This window comes from Novosphingobium sp. 9 (assembly GCF_025340265.1).
In the GTDB taxonomy this organism is placed as follows: Bacteria; Pseudomonadota; Alphaproteobacteria; order Sphingomonadales; family Sphingomonadaceae; genus Novosphingobium.
In genome coordinates, this window is sequence record NZ_CP022708.1 from 919,513 (window position 1) to 933,862 (window position 14,350).

At 60.7% G+C, this 14,350-nt stretch carries 19 protein-coding genes, 1 tRNA gene and 1 pseudogene; 8 read left to right on the plus strand and 13 right to left on the minus strand.

Translation table 11 applies throughout. From position 1 onward, the window contains the following. Positions 1-8: 8 nt before the first annotated feature. The gene (locus CI805_RS18610; RefSeq protein ID WP_409934966.1) at positions 9-1,010 is read right to left on the minus strand and encodes a peptidylprolyl isomerase; all 1,002 of its coding nucleotides are present in this window, start codon (positions 1,008-1,010) and stop codon (positions 9-11) included. A 73-nt stretch (positions 1,011-1,083) separates the two neighbouring features. Between CI805_RS18610 and CI805_RS18615 the strand changes: the two genes are divergently transcribed. Both CI805_RS18615 and CI805_RS21230 read left to right on the plus strand, forming a co-directional pair. Further along, a tRNA-Ser gene (locus CI805_RS18615) sits at positions 1,084-1,174 on the plus strand. 123 nt (positions 1,175-1,297) lie between these two features. Further along, positions 1,298-2,634 (plus strand): annotated as a pseudogene (locus CI805_RS21230) (tyrosine-type recombinase/integrase). A gap of 38 nt (positions 2,635-2,672) precedes the next feature. On the opposite strand, the gene CI805_RS18625 reads toward CI805_RS21230, so the two are convergent. From CI805_RS18625 to CI805_RS18675, 11 genes are all read right to left on the minus strand, one after another. Then, positions 2,673-3,266 carry a DUF4760 domain-containing protein gene (locus CI805_RS18625; protein WP_260928180.1) on the minus strand — a complete coding sequence of 198 codons (594 nt, stop codon included), beginning with the start codon at positions 3,264-3,266 and terminating at the stop codon, positions 2,673-2,675. A gap of 548 nt (positions 3,267-3,814) precedes the next feature. Beyond that, a complete protein-coding gene (locus CI805_RS18630; protein ID WP_260928181.1) occupies positions 3,815-4,027 on the minus strand; it encodes a helix-turn-helix transcriptional regulator in 213 nt (70 codons plus the stop codon). Beyond that, positions 4,024-4,314 carry a hypothetical protein gene (locus CI805_RS18635; RefSeq protein WP_260928182.1) on the minus strand — a complete coding sequence of 97 codons (291 nt, stop codon included), beginning with the start codon at positions 4,312-4,314 and terminating at the stop codon, positions 4,024-4,026. The genes CI805_RS18630 and CI805_RS18635 overlap by 4 nt, the downstream gene beginning before the upstream one ends. Beyond that, positions 4,307-4,540, minus strand: a complete 234-nt coding sequence (locus tag CI805_RS18640) for a hypothetical protein (protein ID WP_260928183.1) — start codon at positions 4,538-4,540, stop codon at positions 4,307-4,309. The genes CI805_RS18635 and CI805_RS18640 overlap by 8 nt, the downstream gene beginning before the upstream one ends. A gap of 374 nt (positions 4,541-4,914) precedes the next feature. Further along, a complete protein-coding gene (locus CI805_RS18645; protein WP_260928186.1) occupies positions 4,915-6,285 on the minus strand; it encodes a DUF6551 family protein in 1,371 nt (456 codons plus the stop codon). Then, on the minus strand, positions 6,282-6,602 hold the full coding sequence (locus CI805_RS18650; RefSeq protein ID WP_260928187.1) for a hypothetical protein: 321 nt from the start codon (positions 6,600-6,602) through the stop codon (positions 6,282-6,284). Before CI805_RS18650 ends, CI805_RS18645 begins: the two co-directional genes overlap by 4 nt. Then, positions 6,599-6,967 (minus strand): hypothetical protein, encoded by a 369-nt coding sequence (locus CI805_RS18655; protein WP_260928188.1) that lies wholly within the window; start codon positions 6,965-6,967, stop codon positions 6,599-6,601. Before CI805_RS18655 ends, CI805_RS18650 begins: the two co-directional genes overlap by 4 nt. A 2-nt stretch (positions 6,968-6,969) precedes the next feature. After that, positions 6,970-7,602, minus strand: a complete 633-nt coding sequence (locus CI805_RS18660) for a hypothetical protein (protein ID WP_260928189.1) — start codon at positions 7,600-7,602, stop codon at positions 6,970-6,972. A 3-nt stretch (positions 7,603-7,605) separates the two neighbouring features. Continuing rightward, entirely contained in the window at positions 7,606-7,830 is a 225-nt protein-coding gene (locus CI805_RS18665; protein ID WP_260928192.1) for a hypothetical protein, read from the minus strand. A 3-nt stretch (positions 7,831-7,833) separates the two neighbouring features. Further along, on the minus strand, positions 7,834-8,457 hold the full coding sequence (locus tag CI805_RS18670; protein WP_260928193.1) for a hypothetical protein: 624 nt from the start codon (positions 8,455-8,457) through the stop codon (positions 7,834-7,836). Positions 8,458-8,645: 188 nt separating this feature from the next. Further along, positions 8,646-9,251 (minus strand): LexA family protein, encoded by a 606-nt coding sequence (locus tag CI805_RS18675; protein WP_260928194.1) that lies wholly within the window; start codon positions 9,249-9,251, stop codon positions 8,646-8,648. 113 nt (positions 9,252-9,364) lie between these two features. Between CI805_RS18675 and CI805_RS18680 the strand changes: the two genes are divergently transcribed. Continuing rightward, complete coding sequence (locus CI805_RS18680) at positions 9,365-9,565, plus strand: helix-turn-helix domain-containing protein (protein ID WP_260928195.1); 201 nt, start codon at positions 9,365-9,367, stop codon at positions 9,563-9,565. A gap of 120 nt (positions 9,566-9,685) precedes the next feature. Here CI805_RS18680 and CI805_RS18685 read toward each other — a convergent pair whose 3' ends face one another. Further along, a complete protein-coding gene (locus CI805_RS18685) occupies positions 9,686-9,901 on the minus strand; it encodes a hypothetical protein (protein WP_260928196.1) in 216 nt (71 codons plus the stop codon). Positions 9,902-10,019: 118 nt separating this feature from the next. Between CI805_RS18685 and CI805_RS18690 the strand changes: the two genes are divergently transcribed. Genes CI805_RS18690 through CI805_RS18710 form a run of 5 tightly spaced genes read left to right on the plus strand, consistent with a single transcriptional unit; the run spans position 10,020 to position 13,610 of the window. Then, positions 10,020-11,420: a replicative DNA helicase gene (locus CI805_RS18690; protein ID WP_260928197.1), complete on the plus strand. Its 1,401-nt coding sequence runs from the start codon at positions 10,020-10,022 to the stop codon at positions 11,418-11,420. Next, a complete protein-coding gene (locus CI805_RS18695) occupies positions 11,420-12,307 on the plus strand; it encodes a YdaU family protein (protein ID WP_260928198.1) in 888 nt (295 codons plus the stop codon). The genes CI805_RS18690 and CI805_RS18695 overlap by 1 nt, the downstream gene beginning before the upstream one ends. Further along, positions 12,300-12,821 carry a hypothetical protein gene (locus tag CI805_RS18700; RefSeq protein ID WP_260928199.1) on the plus strand — a complete coding sequence of 174 codons (522 nt, stop codon included), beginning with the start codon at positions 12,300-12,302 and terminating at the stop codon, positions 12,819-12,821. The genes CI805_RS18695 and CI805_RS18700 overlap by 8 nt, the downstream gene beginning before the upstream one ends. Beyond that, positions 12,818-12,991: a hypothetical protein gene (locus CI805_RS18705; protein WP_260928200.1), complete on the plus strand. Its 174-nt coding sequence runs from the start codon at positions 12,818-12,820 to the stop codon at positions 12,989-12,991. The genes CI805_RS18700 and CI805_RS18705 overlap by 4 nt, the downstream gene beginning before the upstream one ends. Beyond that, positions 12,984-13,610, plus strand: a complete 627-nt coding sequence (locus CI805_RS18710) for a hypothetical protein (protein WP_260928201.1) — start codon at positions 12,984-12,986, stop codon at positions 13,608-13,610. Before CI805_RS18705 ends, CI805_RS18710 begins: the two co-directional genes overlap by 8 nt. Positions 13,611-14,350 lie beyond the last annotated feature (740 nt).

Below are 14,350 nucleotides of genomic sequence, written 5' to 3' on the forward strand. Positions count from 1 at the left end.
GGTATTGTTCAATCCGCCGGAACCGGACGGATCGGCACCGGCACATTACAGGCATCCACCCCACCTGCCGGATGAATGTAGAACGCATCCCTGCGGTTTGCGCGGGCATGGAGATAAGCGGTAAAGCTGCTGCTGTCGGTGGAGAGATATTCATAACCCGCAAGACCCGGCACATCGCTGCCGAGACGTACCGAGACAATCGGCGTACGCTCTGCCGCCGTCTTGTAGAAACCCATCTCTCCTGTCCCGCGCGGCAGCGAGGAAAGGTTTTCCATTCCGGCAATGATCCGCCCGACCAGCGCGATGTTGCGGTCCAGTTGGCGCGGCGCCTGTCCGATCACGGTGTAAAGCTCCGCCCCCGTGCCGGTATCCGGAGAGTTGTTGCGACCGACGCCGACCATACCATAGCAGTGCAAGGGCCAGTTGTGCGCCTGCGCGCTCGGCTTGGCGAGCATGTCGCGCCCGACCGGCCAGCCCTTCCAGAACTGGGCGAGGCCATAGGGATCTTCAAGCGCATTGACCCAACCCCGGGCCGGATCGCGGATCGGCTGGGGCGTGACCGCCGGGACTTCGTATTGCGCCTCCGGCCCGATCATCAACCCCTTGGGCAACGGCTTCGCCTTGCCGGGCGTCTCGCCATCCGGATCGCCCCATTGCACGACGTAATTGTCCTGCACCCTCACCACCGCGATGCCATCGAACCAGTGCGCGGCGATCAGCTTGCGGATGTTGCCCACCCACCCTTGCGAAAACGGCGCGGGCATCAACTGTATCACCACCCGTCGCGCGTGCCCGGCAGCATCCGGCGCCAGGTCCATCACCATCAGGTCCGACGGAGCGATTCGCGCCCAATCCGCTGCCGGCGCCCCGGCAACGACGTCGTTGGGCGTTACCGGCTTGGAAGGTTGCTTCCCTCCTGGTGCCGCCAGCGCCAGCACCGGGGCCAGAAAGGCAAGCGAAACCGCAGCAGAACCGAGCTTCACGCGCGAATAAGAACAAGAGTTTGCCATGAAGCGACGATGCCACGCGACAAGCGCTTGCGAAACCCCCGCACCACGATAGGGAGCCGCCTCCAGTGCATGCGGAGCGGTGGCCGAGTGGTCGAAGGCGCTCGCCTGGAAAGTGAGTATACGTCAAAAGCGTATCGAGGGTTCGAATCCCTCCCGCTCCGCCATTTACTCATCCAAACCAAGCTATAACGGTCCCAAAATCATAGATTTTCGGGCCTTTTTGCTGTATCCCTCGTCCATAGCTGTCCCGTTTTGTTCCTCCCCAGCCTCGGGGTATTGGGGGCAAAATGCGGGGTATCGAAATCGGAGGTAGGGGTATCGTGCTCACAGATCGGGAAGTGAAGAACGCCGCGCCGAGGGATAAGGCCTATAAGCTCGCGGATTCGGGCGGCCTGTTCCTTCATGTCGCAAAGACCGGGACGAAGACCTGGCGCATGAAGTTCCGGTTTCAGGGGGTAGAGCAACTGCTGACCTTTGGGCCATACCCCGAGGTAAAGCTGAGTGAGGCGCGCGACAAGCGCGACGATGCGCGGCGCCAGATCCGCGAGCATATCAATCCGGCTGGTGCCCGGCGGCGCGCGCAGGAAGCGAAGGAGCAGGAGAAGGCTGAGCTGGCCAAGCTCATTAACTTCGAAACCGCCGCGCGCGACTGGTTCGCCCTCCAAGCGCCGCGCTGGGCCCCGGTGCACGCGAACGACGTGATCACCAGCCTAGAGCGTGACGTGTTCCCTCGCTGGGCGCAAAGCCTCTGGTTTCCATCGACGCGCCAGCCGTGCTCAAGACGCTGCGCGAGGTCGAAGCCCGCGGATCGATAGAGACAGCCAAGCGCCTGCGTCAGCGCATCTCCTCGATCTACGCCTATGCGATTTCCGAGGGCATCGTGTCGATGGATCCGGCCGCCGTTGTCGGCAAGGCGCTGAAGCCCCTGCCGAAGAAAGGTAAGCAGCCTGCGATCACCGATCCCGACGAGGCGCGCCAGGTGCTGATCGCTGCGGAGGCTTCCGGTGCATCGCCGGTGACGAAGCTTGCGTCGCGCTTGCTGGCGCTGACGCAGGCGCGCCCGGGCATGGTGCGCGGTGCAGAGTGGAGCGAGTTCGAGGGCATCGACTGGGAGGACAAAGCCTTCGGCCCCGCCCTTCCCCTCTGGCGCATCCCTGCCGCGCGCATGAAGCTGGTGATGGACCTGAAGGACGAGCAGAGCTTCGAGCACCTCGTGCCGCTCTGCTGGCAGGCTGTCGACGTCCTGCGCGCCGTGCGCCGCCTCACCGGGCGCGGTCGGCTGGTCTTCCCCGGTCAGCGGCATAGCCATCGCCCGCTCAGCGAGAACGCGATCGGCTATCTCTACAACCGCGTTGGGTTCTTCGGCCGCCATGTGCCGCACGGCTGGCGCTCGTCCTTCTCCACGACGATGAACAGCATTGCCGTGAAGCAGAAGCGGATCGCCGATCCTGCCGTGATTGAACTTATGTTGGCGCACGTCCCGGAGAACAAGGTGAAGGCGGCCTATGACCGCGCCGGGCATATGGAGCGTCGGCGCGAACTGTCGCAGGAATGGGCCGATCTGCTCATGAAGAGCATGGCCCCGGCGGACGAGCTGCTGGGCGGGGCTAGGCGGAATGGATAAGTTTCCGACACCATCAAATTTTTGCTCTCAGCTAGTTATTATCTCGCCTTGTTCCATTCTCGAGCACGATCAATCTTGTCGAATTGGCCGGTAAGCCCCCAGTAAGCAAATTTGATTTTCCCAGGGCTCGAGAGTGGATGGCCTGATTTTTCCCAGCGGTTGTAGAGCGCTGCAAATTCGCAATATACCGAGCCCTTTTTAGCTTGGGCCCCCTCAATGAAATCACGCGAGTTCTCGAAATCAGTCATAAACTGGTTATGGAACCATCTTTTGTAGAAATCCTCGTCAAACAGCTTTCGACGAATACCTAGCGATGTCATCTCGTAGATGTTCAATTGCTGTAAAACAAGCTCACGGTCTTGGTGATTTTCGACTGTGGCATCCAAAAGGCTCGCAATCTTGAACGGATCGCTGGGATCTTTGTCCCTACGGATTACTTTCTTAAAGTCGCCATAGCGCTCTTGCGCGAAGCTATCCATCAGCGTCTTCATCACCATGTCTAAGGTTGCCCGGCGGCGATTGGCCGCTCGTGTATGCCGAAAAACGAGCAACGCAACGATTGCGGTCACAATAGCCGTACACGCCCCAACTGCCGGCGCGGCGTCCTTCCAGCTGGTCAGCAGCTCAAACATCTTACCCCCATACGAAAAACGCCCCGGCTTATTAGGCCGAGGCGTCCGCATCAAGATGCTTATTGTACGGGCTTAGGCTTAGTCGCCACCCCAGCCCTCGAATTTGGACGTCATCTTCAGCATAGTCGGTCTCCTCTTACCGTTTGCCCAGCTTACCCGTAACAGGTGAATAAACACTGACTCTGTCACTCACCTGAAGACGGTATTGCTAAGGGAAAGCTATGTATGGCCCTTGGATCTGTCAAACGCATTTATAGCAAGCACGTTCCCTGACTGTCTCTCCGATCAAGACACCCGCCAGGGTTGAAGTTGCATGTGAAGTCAGGCCCCAAGGTCCGAATCACCTTACGGCGCCAATAGCCACAACTCTCTACCCTTGCTAGTGCGCAAATTGCTCATCATGAAACGGTTTGCCGCCGCTTTGGCGCCCTTTGGTCAGAAGATTGCGGAAACACCTAACTCAACTCGCACAGGAGCAAACGTAGGGCGAACAAAGACTTCTCGGGACGATTATGGACGGATTTCCCCTCCGAACTTCTCAATCCAAGCTACAAACTTGCCCGCCCTCGCCACCCCATAGGATCGGCCACCCAAGCATCGATATCGCTCTCATACCAAGCAACCAGCCCTGCGCTGATCTTCTCCTGCGGAGGAAATGTCCCAGCCGCGATCCGGTTGTAGATCGTGGTGCGCGCGAGGCCGGTCCGTTTGGTGACGTCGCGCAGGCGAAGCAGGTTGTCCTTTCGGCGGTCGGTCGTCATTGCTCCAGCGCTTCCCCGAGATCATTGAGCCTCGAAATCATTTCGTTCGCGTCCCAGACTTCGTCATAGTCGTCGTCGTGCGAATTGCCGGATCGGTGGTATCGATAGACAGATCCCGCCTCCTCCTCGATCCGCTCCAGCCGCCGAACGTATTCCTTTTGTTCTCCATTCACTTCCTCAATTGCGGAGATGCGCGCCAGCAGCGCCTTCTCAAGCGGGGACAGATCTCCCGCCGCCCGAGCCTTCGCCAGCTCGACGGCGAGGTCGTGCTCGGTGGCGCTAATCATCGCGCGTGGCCTTCGTGAATCGATTGCAGGCCTTCATTGTCTTCGGCTTGGAACCGGCTCGCATGCCCTCAATCCACACCGTGCAATCGGTCGTGTTAGCAATCCGTTTCGGGGCGCCATGGATGACTGTGGCTTCGGCTCGACGTAACTCGTCAGCGATGTCGCCAAACGCCGGCAAAAGCGCGTTGAGGGGCGTTGCGACCGCAATTGCGGCTTGGTTTGCCATTGGGTGATCCTTAAAATATTGAAAGGTATTGAATTTGTTGATCGTCGGTTGATGATGCTCGCACGATGAGTAATGACAAGACGGCGACCATTCAGCGGTTTAAAAGTTGGGTAGTAATGGACCTCGGCTGGGCCGTTCGCGTGGGCGAAGGCACCTCGATGCAGACGATATTAATCTCGAGAGATATTCTCCCGACGGCGGCCAAGAAGCTTGCCCCCCTTGGAAGATATGATTGGCGACGCCAGTGACGCTCTGTTCGATGAAATTGAGCGCATGCTTCCCCAAAAATTGAAGGCGGCGCGCCCAGGTGCACCATATGCCGCCGTCGTTCGTGCAGAGAATCTGCGCGATTGGCCGCCACGGGACACGTCATACTAAACAGCGTCACCGCGCCATGCTTGATCTCCGTCTGTTTCTGGCACTTCCTCGTAGGCCATCATCAGCGCATCACGAATTGCGCTGGCGCGCGTATCGCCACCCCGCAGGCCGGTCAGGAAGCTGCCCCATTCTTCAGCAGTGTATCGCTTGAGCGCCTGGAGCAGCCGATCCGGATCAAACGCGGCTGGCGGAGATGCCAGAACCTTCACCAGACCAAGGAAGATGGAACCGGAATGGATCATCTTCTGCTGGGGAAAGGCTTCGGCCAGGTTTGTAAGCGCCGCCGACACAATGATGGCACCGTGCTTGCGCAGCGTTGTCGCGATCGAAGCCGTGAAGGCGATGTCTCCAGCGCTCCATGCCGCAACAGCGGTGTTGCGCGCGACGGTCAGGCCCGCATCGGTAACGAGCTGCTGGATCTCCAAAGCATCAGCATCTGATGCAGCCAGTGCGGCATGAAAGTCGTCCAGCCGGTTCATCGGCTTGCGTGCTCGATTCATGGCAACGAACATCGCGGCCTCGTCGGCGACGCTGCCGTAGACACCGACGCAGCACGGCAGGAACGGGATATCGCCGCGCAGCTTGGCCGCAGCCAGCCGGTGCTGCCCATCGATCACCCATAGCGATCCGTCATCGCGCTTGGACACGACCAGCGGCAGACACATGCGCCAGTCCCAGCCGTTCGCAATCCGCTTGATGAGCGCCATGCTCGCCCCGTTGTCGGTCGAGCGCTGATAGCTGTCGTCAAGGTTCAACTCGGCAGGGTTACGGTTCTCGACCGAAGGCGGATTTCCCTTGGCGACTGGCCACCTTTTGGGGGTGGTGCTCTGAGCGGTGACCAGCCGGGCAGAAACCGCAGATTTCTGTGGCTTTTGGGTGGTGATCTCGCGCTTCCCCGGCGGGGTGATGCGGGTGAGTTCCTTTTGCTCCGAATCCACCTTTCCAATCGCAGATTTCTGCGCTTCTGGAGTCGATTTCCTCAGCGATTCAGGCGCGCGCAAATCCATGGCACGGATACGGCGCGAAATGTCGTCGGTATCGTCGTCGCGCGGAGCGACTTCGGCCTCCAGTGACCGGATTGGCTTGATGCCCTTAGCCTCCGGTACCGCGCCGTAAGCGCCGCTCTCCTTGGCCTCCAGATCTGCCAGGAGCGCACGCGCTTCGGCTGGATGGCATGTGTAAAGATCGCCATTACGATCCACTACGATATTGCCCACCAGGACGCGTGACTGCACTTTTTTGTCACCGACGCGGGTGTGCATGACGAACGTGCCGTTGGCGTCGCGCTTGCCGACCATCTTCGGCTTGATCCATTCGGGGATCGTGTTGGACCCCTTGTTGATCCATGAGGGCGGCAGAGCGGTCACTGGCGCCTCCACTGCGCCCGACGGCGCTTCGGCTTGAGCGAGCCCGCCACGACGATGCGCACGGCGGCCGGAAGCCCAGGCGTGTCCATCAGCTCGGCAAGCAGCGTCGTCGCGCAGTCGCTATCCGCGCAGCCGATCTCGGGATGGAACCACGGGTGCAGCGTACCGTCGGTGCCGATCGAGACGCCGCCGTTGATCTTGTTCCATGCGAGGAGCCAGCTTTCGGCCAGCAGCGGCGAGGCCGGGGGGCACGACCCCGCCACTGCTGACACTCCCGCTCGGGGGGCGGCGGGAACTGGATTGAGGGGCGCGGTCATGCTGCGATGCTTCCGTTGCTCAGCAAGCGCTGGCCCAGATCGCAGGACTGGAGATCGGCATAGATGCCGTGCCAGAATGCGGTATCTTGGGTGCCGTCATCGCAGAACTCACGCGTGCTGACCGCGAAGATCGAACCGCCCGGCTCGTGGCCATGCTGCTCCAGAATCTCGACGTACAGCTTCACGATCAGGTCGCCCAACTGCTGAACGCGGGTCTGCATCAGACCGAAGAAGCGCGCGCCATGAAGCGCATGCTGAACCGTGTCGTCGATGTCGCAAGTCTCGGTTGCGTCCATCCATGCGATGTACGACGCGCGCCACGCCTCGAAGGCGGCTGCCATGGTCGGGGAAATGACAGTATCCATGGTCACGCAGCCTCCGATTGAAGGGCGCGGCGGATATCGTTGCAGGTGCGCTCGACAGCTTCCAATTGGTCGCGCATCGCTTCCGCCGTTTCGTCGATCACTTCGGAGCAGATGCGCACGCGAGCTGCTTCACAGTCCGGCGGTAGATCCTCAGACACCTCATCGATGACACGCGACATCTCGATAATGCGGGTGCAGCGGCTTTGAGCCTCGATCGCGAATTCAGCGATTGAGGTAAGCCGGGCCAGCATGGTCGCATCGGGTGCCGGAGGCACGCCGACAGATGCGATCTGCTCATGCATCACGCCGAGCATGCTTTCGATAAACTTGATCTGGCGGCCCTGATCAGGTGTTCCGCTCGGGATGACGAGCCGCCCGTCTTCGGTCAGGCCGCAGCATTGCCGATGCAGGCTGTAAATCGTCTTGGCGATAAGATCCGCTGTGTTTCGCGGATTCCAAGCCTGCAATGCGGCAAACGTCGCATCGACCAAAGCATCGGGCCCCGACTTGACGGCAGCCGTATAGGTCGTGACCGCGACGAGCAGAGCGGTGCTGACGCCTTCTGGCAGATCGGGCAGGCTGTAGACCACTTTCGCCACATCGGGCTCGTCGATGCGGGTGAACTGAAAAGCCATGGCTCAGGCCTCCGTGAAAGAGCGGAGACGCGCGCGGTTCGCGGCGGTCTCGGCCTCGGTGAGTTTGGGCGGCGTGCGGGCGATCTCGAAGGCGACGTGCAGGCCGAGCCACTGGATTTCGATGCGGGAGACCTCGCCCCAGCTTTCATCGGTGAAGTGATGGCACTGGCTGTCGATGCGCGGGACTTCGGTGCGGAGGATGGCCCAATGGGGAATGAGATTGCCCATGGGTCAGGCGCCCTTCCCTGCGGTCAGCGTCTCGACGTCAGCGATGATATAATCGAAGAAGCCGTTATTTCCGACGGTGTCGGTGGCGTGCATAATCCGCATCTTTTCCCGGACGGCTTCCATGTCGGGCGCCGGGCAGGCGATGAGGCGTTCGAGCGCGGCGCTTGAAAGCTCGCCATCTAAGCTCTTCTCTTCGGCTGACATCGCGCTGGTGTCGGTTGAGTCTGCCGCGCGGTAGGCGGCAAGCTTGATTTGCCATTCATCGGCTCGACGGAGCAAAGACACTGCGCGGCGCATTGGCGGAGTGGGTTCGGGGATGCTGTCGGGAAGTAACGGGATCAGCCCATCAGCGACGCCTTGGCACAGGGCCAGACCACGACCAAGCGAAGACGTCAAAGTCATTAGGCTGGTCGCTGCTCCGACGAAATTCGTCAGACCACGCGCCTCTGCCTTGCTGAGAATTTCATGTCCGATCAGCGCATCCAGTTGGTGGATCGCTTCGATGCTCTCCCCCAGCCATTCTGCGACGTCAGCCGCAGCGCTGGAGGGCGATGTGATGGAAATCCCGAGTTCGATCCCCGAGACGAACGGCACTTTGACGCCGCTGAACGGTGTAGTGTGACGCATGAAGCCCTCCTGCGATGGTGAAGCAGGAGGTTGGCTAATGCTGGCCCGAGTATCCGGCGGCCGAGCGAGTTTCCCTTACCTGCGCATCGGAGGGTCAGCGGCCCGGGGGCGATCGTCTCCGATGCCCTAAGGGTATGTCCAAATCGGAAATAGTGTCAATGCAGTTAATGTCCGCATTGGAAATATCGTCATAAAGGCACAAATGCGCCCTTGGCCATTCCGATAACGGTAAACTGCTCGCGCCCGAGGCTGATCGGCTGATGCTCGGGGTTCGACGAGCATGGTTCCAGCCGAGCTGGATCCGAACGGAAGAGCTTGATTGTCGTCTCGCCCTCAGAATTCATCACCGCGTAAACCTTGCCTTCACGTAGGTCGGCCTCATGAGGATCAATAACTACATATCCGCCATCGGGAATGATCTTGTCCATACTGTCGCCGCGCGTACGCAAGGCGAAAGCGGCCTCGCTGAGCCCCTCAACGGGAGGAAAGATCATATCCTCCCGGTGTTCAATGGCTTCACGCCAATTTCCAGCTGCAATCTCGCCAACAAGCGGGATCAGGAACGGGTTGGCTGGTCGCGCTGGCTCTTGGCTAAGAAGCGCGCTTTCCGAAATGTCGAATGCGGCGGCAAGTCGCTCAATCCAGCCGAGATCAAGCCGCCGCTGCGACTTCTCCAGCTTCATGATCTGCGGCGCGGTGGTTCCGGCGCGCTCAGCCAGCTCTGCCAACGACCAGCCGCGTTCGGCACGGAGTGCGCGCACACGGTTCGGGATCGCTTCACTTAAATTCGACATCAATTGTTCCCTTTGAGGCACCTCCTTGTATCCAATGCGGATATTAAGAAACAGTGCACAAAATGGACACTCAGACTGTTGCGATATGTCCAAATAGGAAATACGATGGTCTCATGCAGCTCAAAGACTATCTCGTCGAGGCGGATCTCACCTACGACGAATTCGCCAAACAGATAGGCGCCGCGAACGCGGGCGTCGTCGCGAAGTACGTCGCTGGGCGCCGCGTACCTCGGCCGCAGTTTATGAACGCGATTGCGAAGGCTACCGATGGAAAAGTTCAACCCAACGATTTTTTTACTGCGGCAGGCGCCTAACCATGCGCTGCACACCCAGCCCGCAGTGCAAGCCCGCCGGCCAAGAGACGGACGGCGAGCAACATAGAGCGCGCCATGAAGGTCCGCGCCCTATCATTCAGCCGCGTTCGGATATCTCCTTTACCCCTCTGCGTATCGCGCGAGCAGGATCGATATCGAGTTTAGCGTCGTCACAAGATTGCCCGCATGCTGGGCGGCCCCGATGGCGTCGTCTGCCCGCTCGGCTATCGATTTCAGAGCGTCTGACAAAGTCTGTGCGTCGTCCTTCAGCAGCAACTCGCTTGCTGCCGCTGATCCCGCCAGCGCAGCGACGCATTTCACCATGTCGACCATCATGCCATTTAGAAATTGCACGTCTCGATCCATTTGAAAGCTCACTTCGTGCTCGTGTCGGAGCAAGCACAGTGACCGAACTGCCGGGCGTGGGCAACTGCGCTCGGCAGGGAGGGCGCGCGTGACCGACCTTCACAACGTCGAAGCGGAAGCGATCGTGCTGGGCGCCGTAATGTCCAGCGGCGGCGAAGTCATCGACATGGTAGCGCAGATCCTCCGCCCGCAGGCGTTCTATGAGCCCATTCATCAGCGCATCTATGCCGCCGTCCTTTCGGTGCATGCGCAGGGCAAAGCCGTCACGCCGGTCGCGTTGCGCCCTCTGCTCCAAGATGACCCCGGATTGCCGTCGCTTGGGGGCGTCGGATACCTCGGTCGGCTGACCGGTGACATTCGATCCCTGATGAACCCTCAGGACGTGGCCGAGCAGATTGCCGATCTGGCGGTCCGGCGGCAGATGCGCGCCCGGTTCGCGGAAGCCTCGGCAGCGTGCGCCGACATGTCGATGTCAGTCGATGCGATTGCAGCCAGCGGCGAGATGCCGATCGATGCCACGCCCGGTATCAACTCGCGCACGTACTCGCTCGGCCAAGCCTTCACTTCGGCGAACGACCGGATCGACAGCATCCAGCGCGGGCAGATCGCGCCCGGCGTCCGCCTTCATGGCCTGACAGACTGGGATGACATCACCGGGGGCATGCATCCCGGCGCCTACATCCTTGTCGGCGGACGGCCCTCCATGGGCAAGACAGCCCTTACCCTGAGCGTCGCGCGCCGCGCAGCCATGGCTGGGCACGGTGTCCTCTACGTCAGCCGGGAAATGGACATCGTCGAGTTGATGCCGCGCATCCAGGCCGATTTGCTCCATGAAGCCGGAGGCCACGCCAGCTTTCAGGAGATCCGCGACGGCCGCCTGTCCGATGCCGACAAGCGCCTGCTGCGTGAGATCGAAGCCGAAGTGCAGGACTGGCCGTTGACCATCATCGACCCGGAAGCCTTCGGCGCCGACCAGATCAATCTGGTGATCCGCCAGCAAGCCCGCCAGTTCGAACGCCGAGGCCAAGCACTCGGTCTGGTCATCATCGACTATCTCGGACTGATCGACCCGCCACCGGCCACCAATCGCAACGAGGAAGTGACGGCGATCAGCAAGGCGATCAAGAGCGCGGCGCGCGTGAATCGCATTCCCATCATCGTGCTTTCCCAGCTCAGCCGCGGCGTCGAGCAGCGCGAAGACAAGCACCCCCAGCTTTCCGACCTGCGCGACAGCGGATCGCTCGAACAGGACGCCGACATCGTGATCTTCGTCTACCGCGACCAGTATTATCTAGAGCGCGCCGAGCCCGACGTCACCGACACCAAGCGCCGGGAGAAGTGGGAGCAGGACATGGCCGCTGCCCGCGACAAGATGGAAGTCTATTCGGCGAAGAACCGGCAGGGCGCGCTGTGTCGTCGCAAGCCATGGTTCTTCGGACGGCACCAAGCAGTGCGCCCGGCGAACTTCTATCAGCAGGGAGGCTTCTGATGGCCGACAGGCTGCCATCACTGCCTCTCTTCGTCGACGACTACGAAGGCGCAACCGCCCACCTCACGCTTGAGGAGGACGGAGCCTATATGCGCTTGCTGCGCCTGTGTTGGCGCACGCCACGGTGCTCGATTCCCGACGACCATGAGTGGATCAAGCGCCGCCTTCGCGTCGACCAGGACACGTTCGATCGGGTCGTGGCTCCGATCATCGACGAGTTCTTTAAGCGTTCCAGAGGACGCATATTCCAGAAACGTTTGCTGCAAGAATTTGAGTACGCAAACGATAGGAAAGCCAAGCGCAAAGAAGCTGGAAAAAAGGGTGGCACTGCTAAGGCTCTTAAAGATAAGGATAAAGCGCCTAGCAATGCTAACCTTTTGCCAGAGCAAAATAGTAGCAATGCTGTAGCACCCAGACCAACCCCAGACCAGACCATAGATAGTAAGAAAGAAGGAGCTATCGCTCCTTCTCGTGAAACAGCGTTGCCGGTGGTTATCGACCAGCCGGACGACACGCAAATCGCCTTCGACCGCCACGATGCCCTGCGCCGGGAGTTCGTGCCCAACGCCCGCGCCGTCGACCTGAGCCCGGAACGCAAGCGGCATCTGGCCGCCCGGCTCAAGGACGTCGGCGGTCTCGAAGGCTGGGCCGATACGCTCGCCATCATCCGAGGATCGCCGTTCCTGCGCGGGGAAACCTCCCGCAACGGTTTCGTCGCCGTAATCGACTGGCTGCTCAAGCCCGCAAACCTCCGCAAGGTCCGAGAAGGAAACTACGATCATGACGAACACGCCCAGCCGCACCGCGCCGTCACCCGCCCCAGTCCCGTTCCTCGGAGCCCCATCGCTGGCATCACTGCCGCATGGGCTGGCCGAGGCGTTGACTGACACGCCCAAGGAATGGATTTTCGATGGCGGCCCGGCCTGGCGCCCGGAGAAGGCGCTCGATGCTCTGGATGCGCTCGGTGTCGAAGCTCGCGTGCCAGCGTTCCTGACCTCGCTGCAGGCCACCTGCGCGCCAGCCGATCCGCTGTGGTTCGGCCAGCGGCTGGGAGCGCTGTTCGTGCTGTTCAATCCGACCCGTGCGGTTGAGCCCGACGCGTTCCGGCTGTGGAACGACGAGGCGACCCGGCTGCTATCGGACTTGCCGCACGACATCGTTGCACATGCCATCGACGAGGCAATTCGTCGGTGCCCCCATGGGTTCATGCCGTCGGTAGGAGAGATCCGGCGAATTGCCGATCCGCTGGTTACCGAACGCGCCGAGCAGATCGACCGCTTGGGCAAGATGGAAGTGGCGTTGCTTGATCCAGTTGCGACCGAGCAGCGGATGCACCGTCGGCGCGACCAGGAGGCGCATCTCCGCGCCATGGCTGGCTTGGCGAACCAAGAGGGCAAATGAGCATCCAGCCGCCCCGCACCCCCGCGTCGGCACTGCGCGAGATAGCCCGCACCTTGCGCCGCCTCCGCCCCGACTGGCGCGACCCCGAGCGCTACTTCGAGAACCGATCCGAGATTGAAAACCGCCTGCGCCGGCTGGCGCGAGAACTGGACCAAACGACAAATGGCTAAGCCGAAGAACCGCAAGAAGAAGCAGATCAAGACGGCGAAGGCTGATCTCGTGCTCAAGACCGAAACTCAGCAGTTCGATCCAACTCCGGAGCAGCGCCAGCACGCTCCGTATCATCGCGACGAAATCCTCCACGTCGAAACCTTCACCCGCGCCATCGTGCACCGGGTTCGCCATGTCTCGTCGTTTCGGGCCATGCGGGACAAGGAACAGATTTCGGACGATCAGTATCAGGCCGCCCTCGAAATCGCCTTCGTCGCCGAAATGATCGAGCGCAATGTATCGGTCCGGGGGGCAAGCCTCGAAGCGCGTGTGGATCATTCAGGCTCGGCACGAAACGCCTTGGTCGAACGGCTCGGCTTAATCCGTGCGGAGAAGGCCTACACGGATTGGCGCCAGACGTTGCCCATGCCCAAGCGCATGGTGATCGACATGGTCATCGAGGACGTATCCCTTGTTTCCATTGCCCGCCGTTACCGCGTCGGCTGGATTAAGGCGCGCAAATGCCTGCTGGCCGCACTGGATCGTTGGGAAAACATCCGGGCGAAGACATGGAAGGATGTCGACGAGCGCGACGTGCTGTGGCGGTATGCCCGGCTGGGCGACGGCGAACTGCGTTAATTCGCGCAATATCGCTTCCTAAGCGCGCCTAGTGCCCGATAAAGGCAGAAGTCTGTAGCTGGTCAGAAAGTACGCCGCCTCCCGATGAATTTTTTTACTATCGCAGATCCTGGAATAGCGGCGGCGCTGATGACTGGTCGTAAAACCGAAATGCGGGTCACACTTCGCAGTCCTCTGGCGTCTATCCGCCCCTTCGATCAGGTTTGGGTGCGTGAGGCCTGTATCCCTGCCCGCTACGAAGACGGCACAGTATATTCGACCTCTCTAGCGAAGGCAGATCTGGTGATCTTCCCGGACGGTTGGCGACGGCATCGCGACGGCAGGAACGAGCCCGGCCGTCCACCGAAACATCCCGACTATCAGTGGCTCACGGCCATGCACATGCCGCAATGGGCTTCGAGGATCGCCCTAACCATCGAATGGTCACGCGCCAGCAAATTGCAGCAGGCGACGACCAGGGAGTTTCGAGCGGAAGGGGTCGCCCCTATGCTGGGCGGCCTTCTGTGGCACTTGCCAAAATCTTCCCCCAGGGTGTTCCGCACTGCGCGAGCCGTCTTCTCTTGGTACTGGGACTTGCACCACAGTCTATCGGGGGATCTCTGGAGCGATGACCCGGAGGTTGTCGCCTTAGGATTCCGGGCGCAGTGTCTGTAGAACTTTAGGGTTGACCAACAACGATAAGAAGCGCACCTTACCACCACTGAGATTTGCGCCCGCAGCCGGAAACGGTGAGCGGGCGT

Coding starts and splice junctions, on each gene's coding strand:
- CI805_RS18710 (WP_260928201.1), top strand. CDS start 12,984: ATGGCTAAGCCGAAGAACCGCAAGAAGAAGCAGATCAAGACGGCGAAG.
- CI805_RS18685 (WP_260928196.1), bottom strand. CDS start 9,901: ATGATGGTCGACATGGTGAAATGCGTCGCTGCGCTGGCGGGATCAGCG.
- CI805_RS18610 (WP_409934966.1), bottom strand. CDS start 1,010: ATGGCAAACTCTTGTTCTTATTCGCGCGTGAAGCTCGGTTCTGCTGCG.
- CI805_RS18695 (WP_260928198.1), top strand. CDS start 11,420: ATGGCCGACAGGCTGCCATCACTGCCTCTCTTCGTCGACGACTACGAA.
- CI805_RS18705 (WP_260928200.1), top strand. CDS start 12,818: ATGAGCATCCAGCCGCCCCGCACCCCCGCGTCGGCACTGCGCGAGATA.
- CI805_RS18625 (WP_260928180.1), bottom strand. CDS start 3,266: ATGTTTGAGCTGCTGACCAGCTGGAAGGACGCCGCGCCGGCAGTTGGG.
- CI805_RS18665 (WP_260928192.1), bottom strand. CDS start 7,830: ATGGGCAATCTCATTCCCCATTGGGCCATCCTCCGCACCGAAGTCCCG.
- CI805_RS18635 (WP_260928182.1), bottom strand. CDS start 4,314: ATGATTAGCGCCACCGAGCACGACCTCGCCGTCGAGCTGGCGAAGGCT.
- CI805_RS18680 (WP_260928195.1), top strand. CDS start 9,365: ATGCAGCTCAAAGACTATCTCGTCGAGGCGGATCTCACCTACGACGAA.
- CI805_RS18650 (WP_260928187.1), bottom strand. CDS start 6,602: ATGACCGCGCCCCTCAATCCAGTTCCCGCCGCCCCCCGAGCGGGAGTG.
- CI805_RS18655 (WP_260928188.1), bottom strand. CDS start 6,967: ATGGATACTGTCATTTCCCCGACCATGGCAGCCGCCTTCGAGGCGTGG.
- CI805_RS18670 (WP_260928193.1), bottom strand. CDS start 8,457: ATGCGTCACACTACACCGTTCAGCGGCGTCAAAGTGCCGTTCGTCTCG.
- CI805_RS18675 (WP_260928194.1), bottom strand. CDS start 9,251: ATGTCGAATTTAAGTGAAGCGATCCCGAACCGTGTGCGCGCACTCCGT.
- CI805_RS18630 (WP_260928181.1), bottom strand. CDS start 4,027: ATGACGACCGACCGCCGAAAGGACAACCTGCTTCGCCTGCGCGACGTC.
- CI805_RS18660 (WP_260928189.1), bottom strand. CDS start 7,602: ATGGCTTTTCAGTTCACCCGCATCGACGAGCCCGATGTGGCGAAAGTG.
- CI805_RS18640 (WP_260928183.1), bottom strand. CDS start 4,540: ATGGCAAACCAAGCCGCAATTGCGGTCGCAACGCCCCTCAACGCGCTT.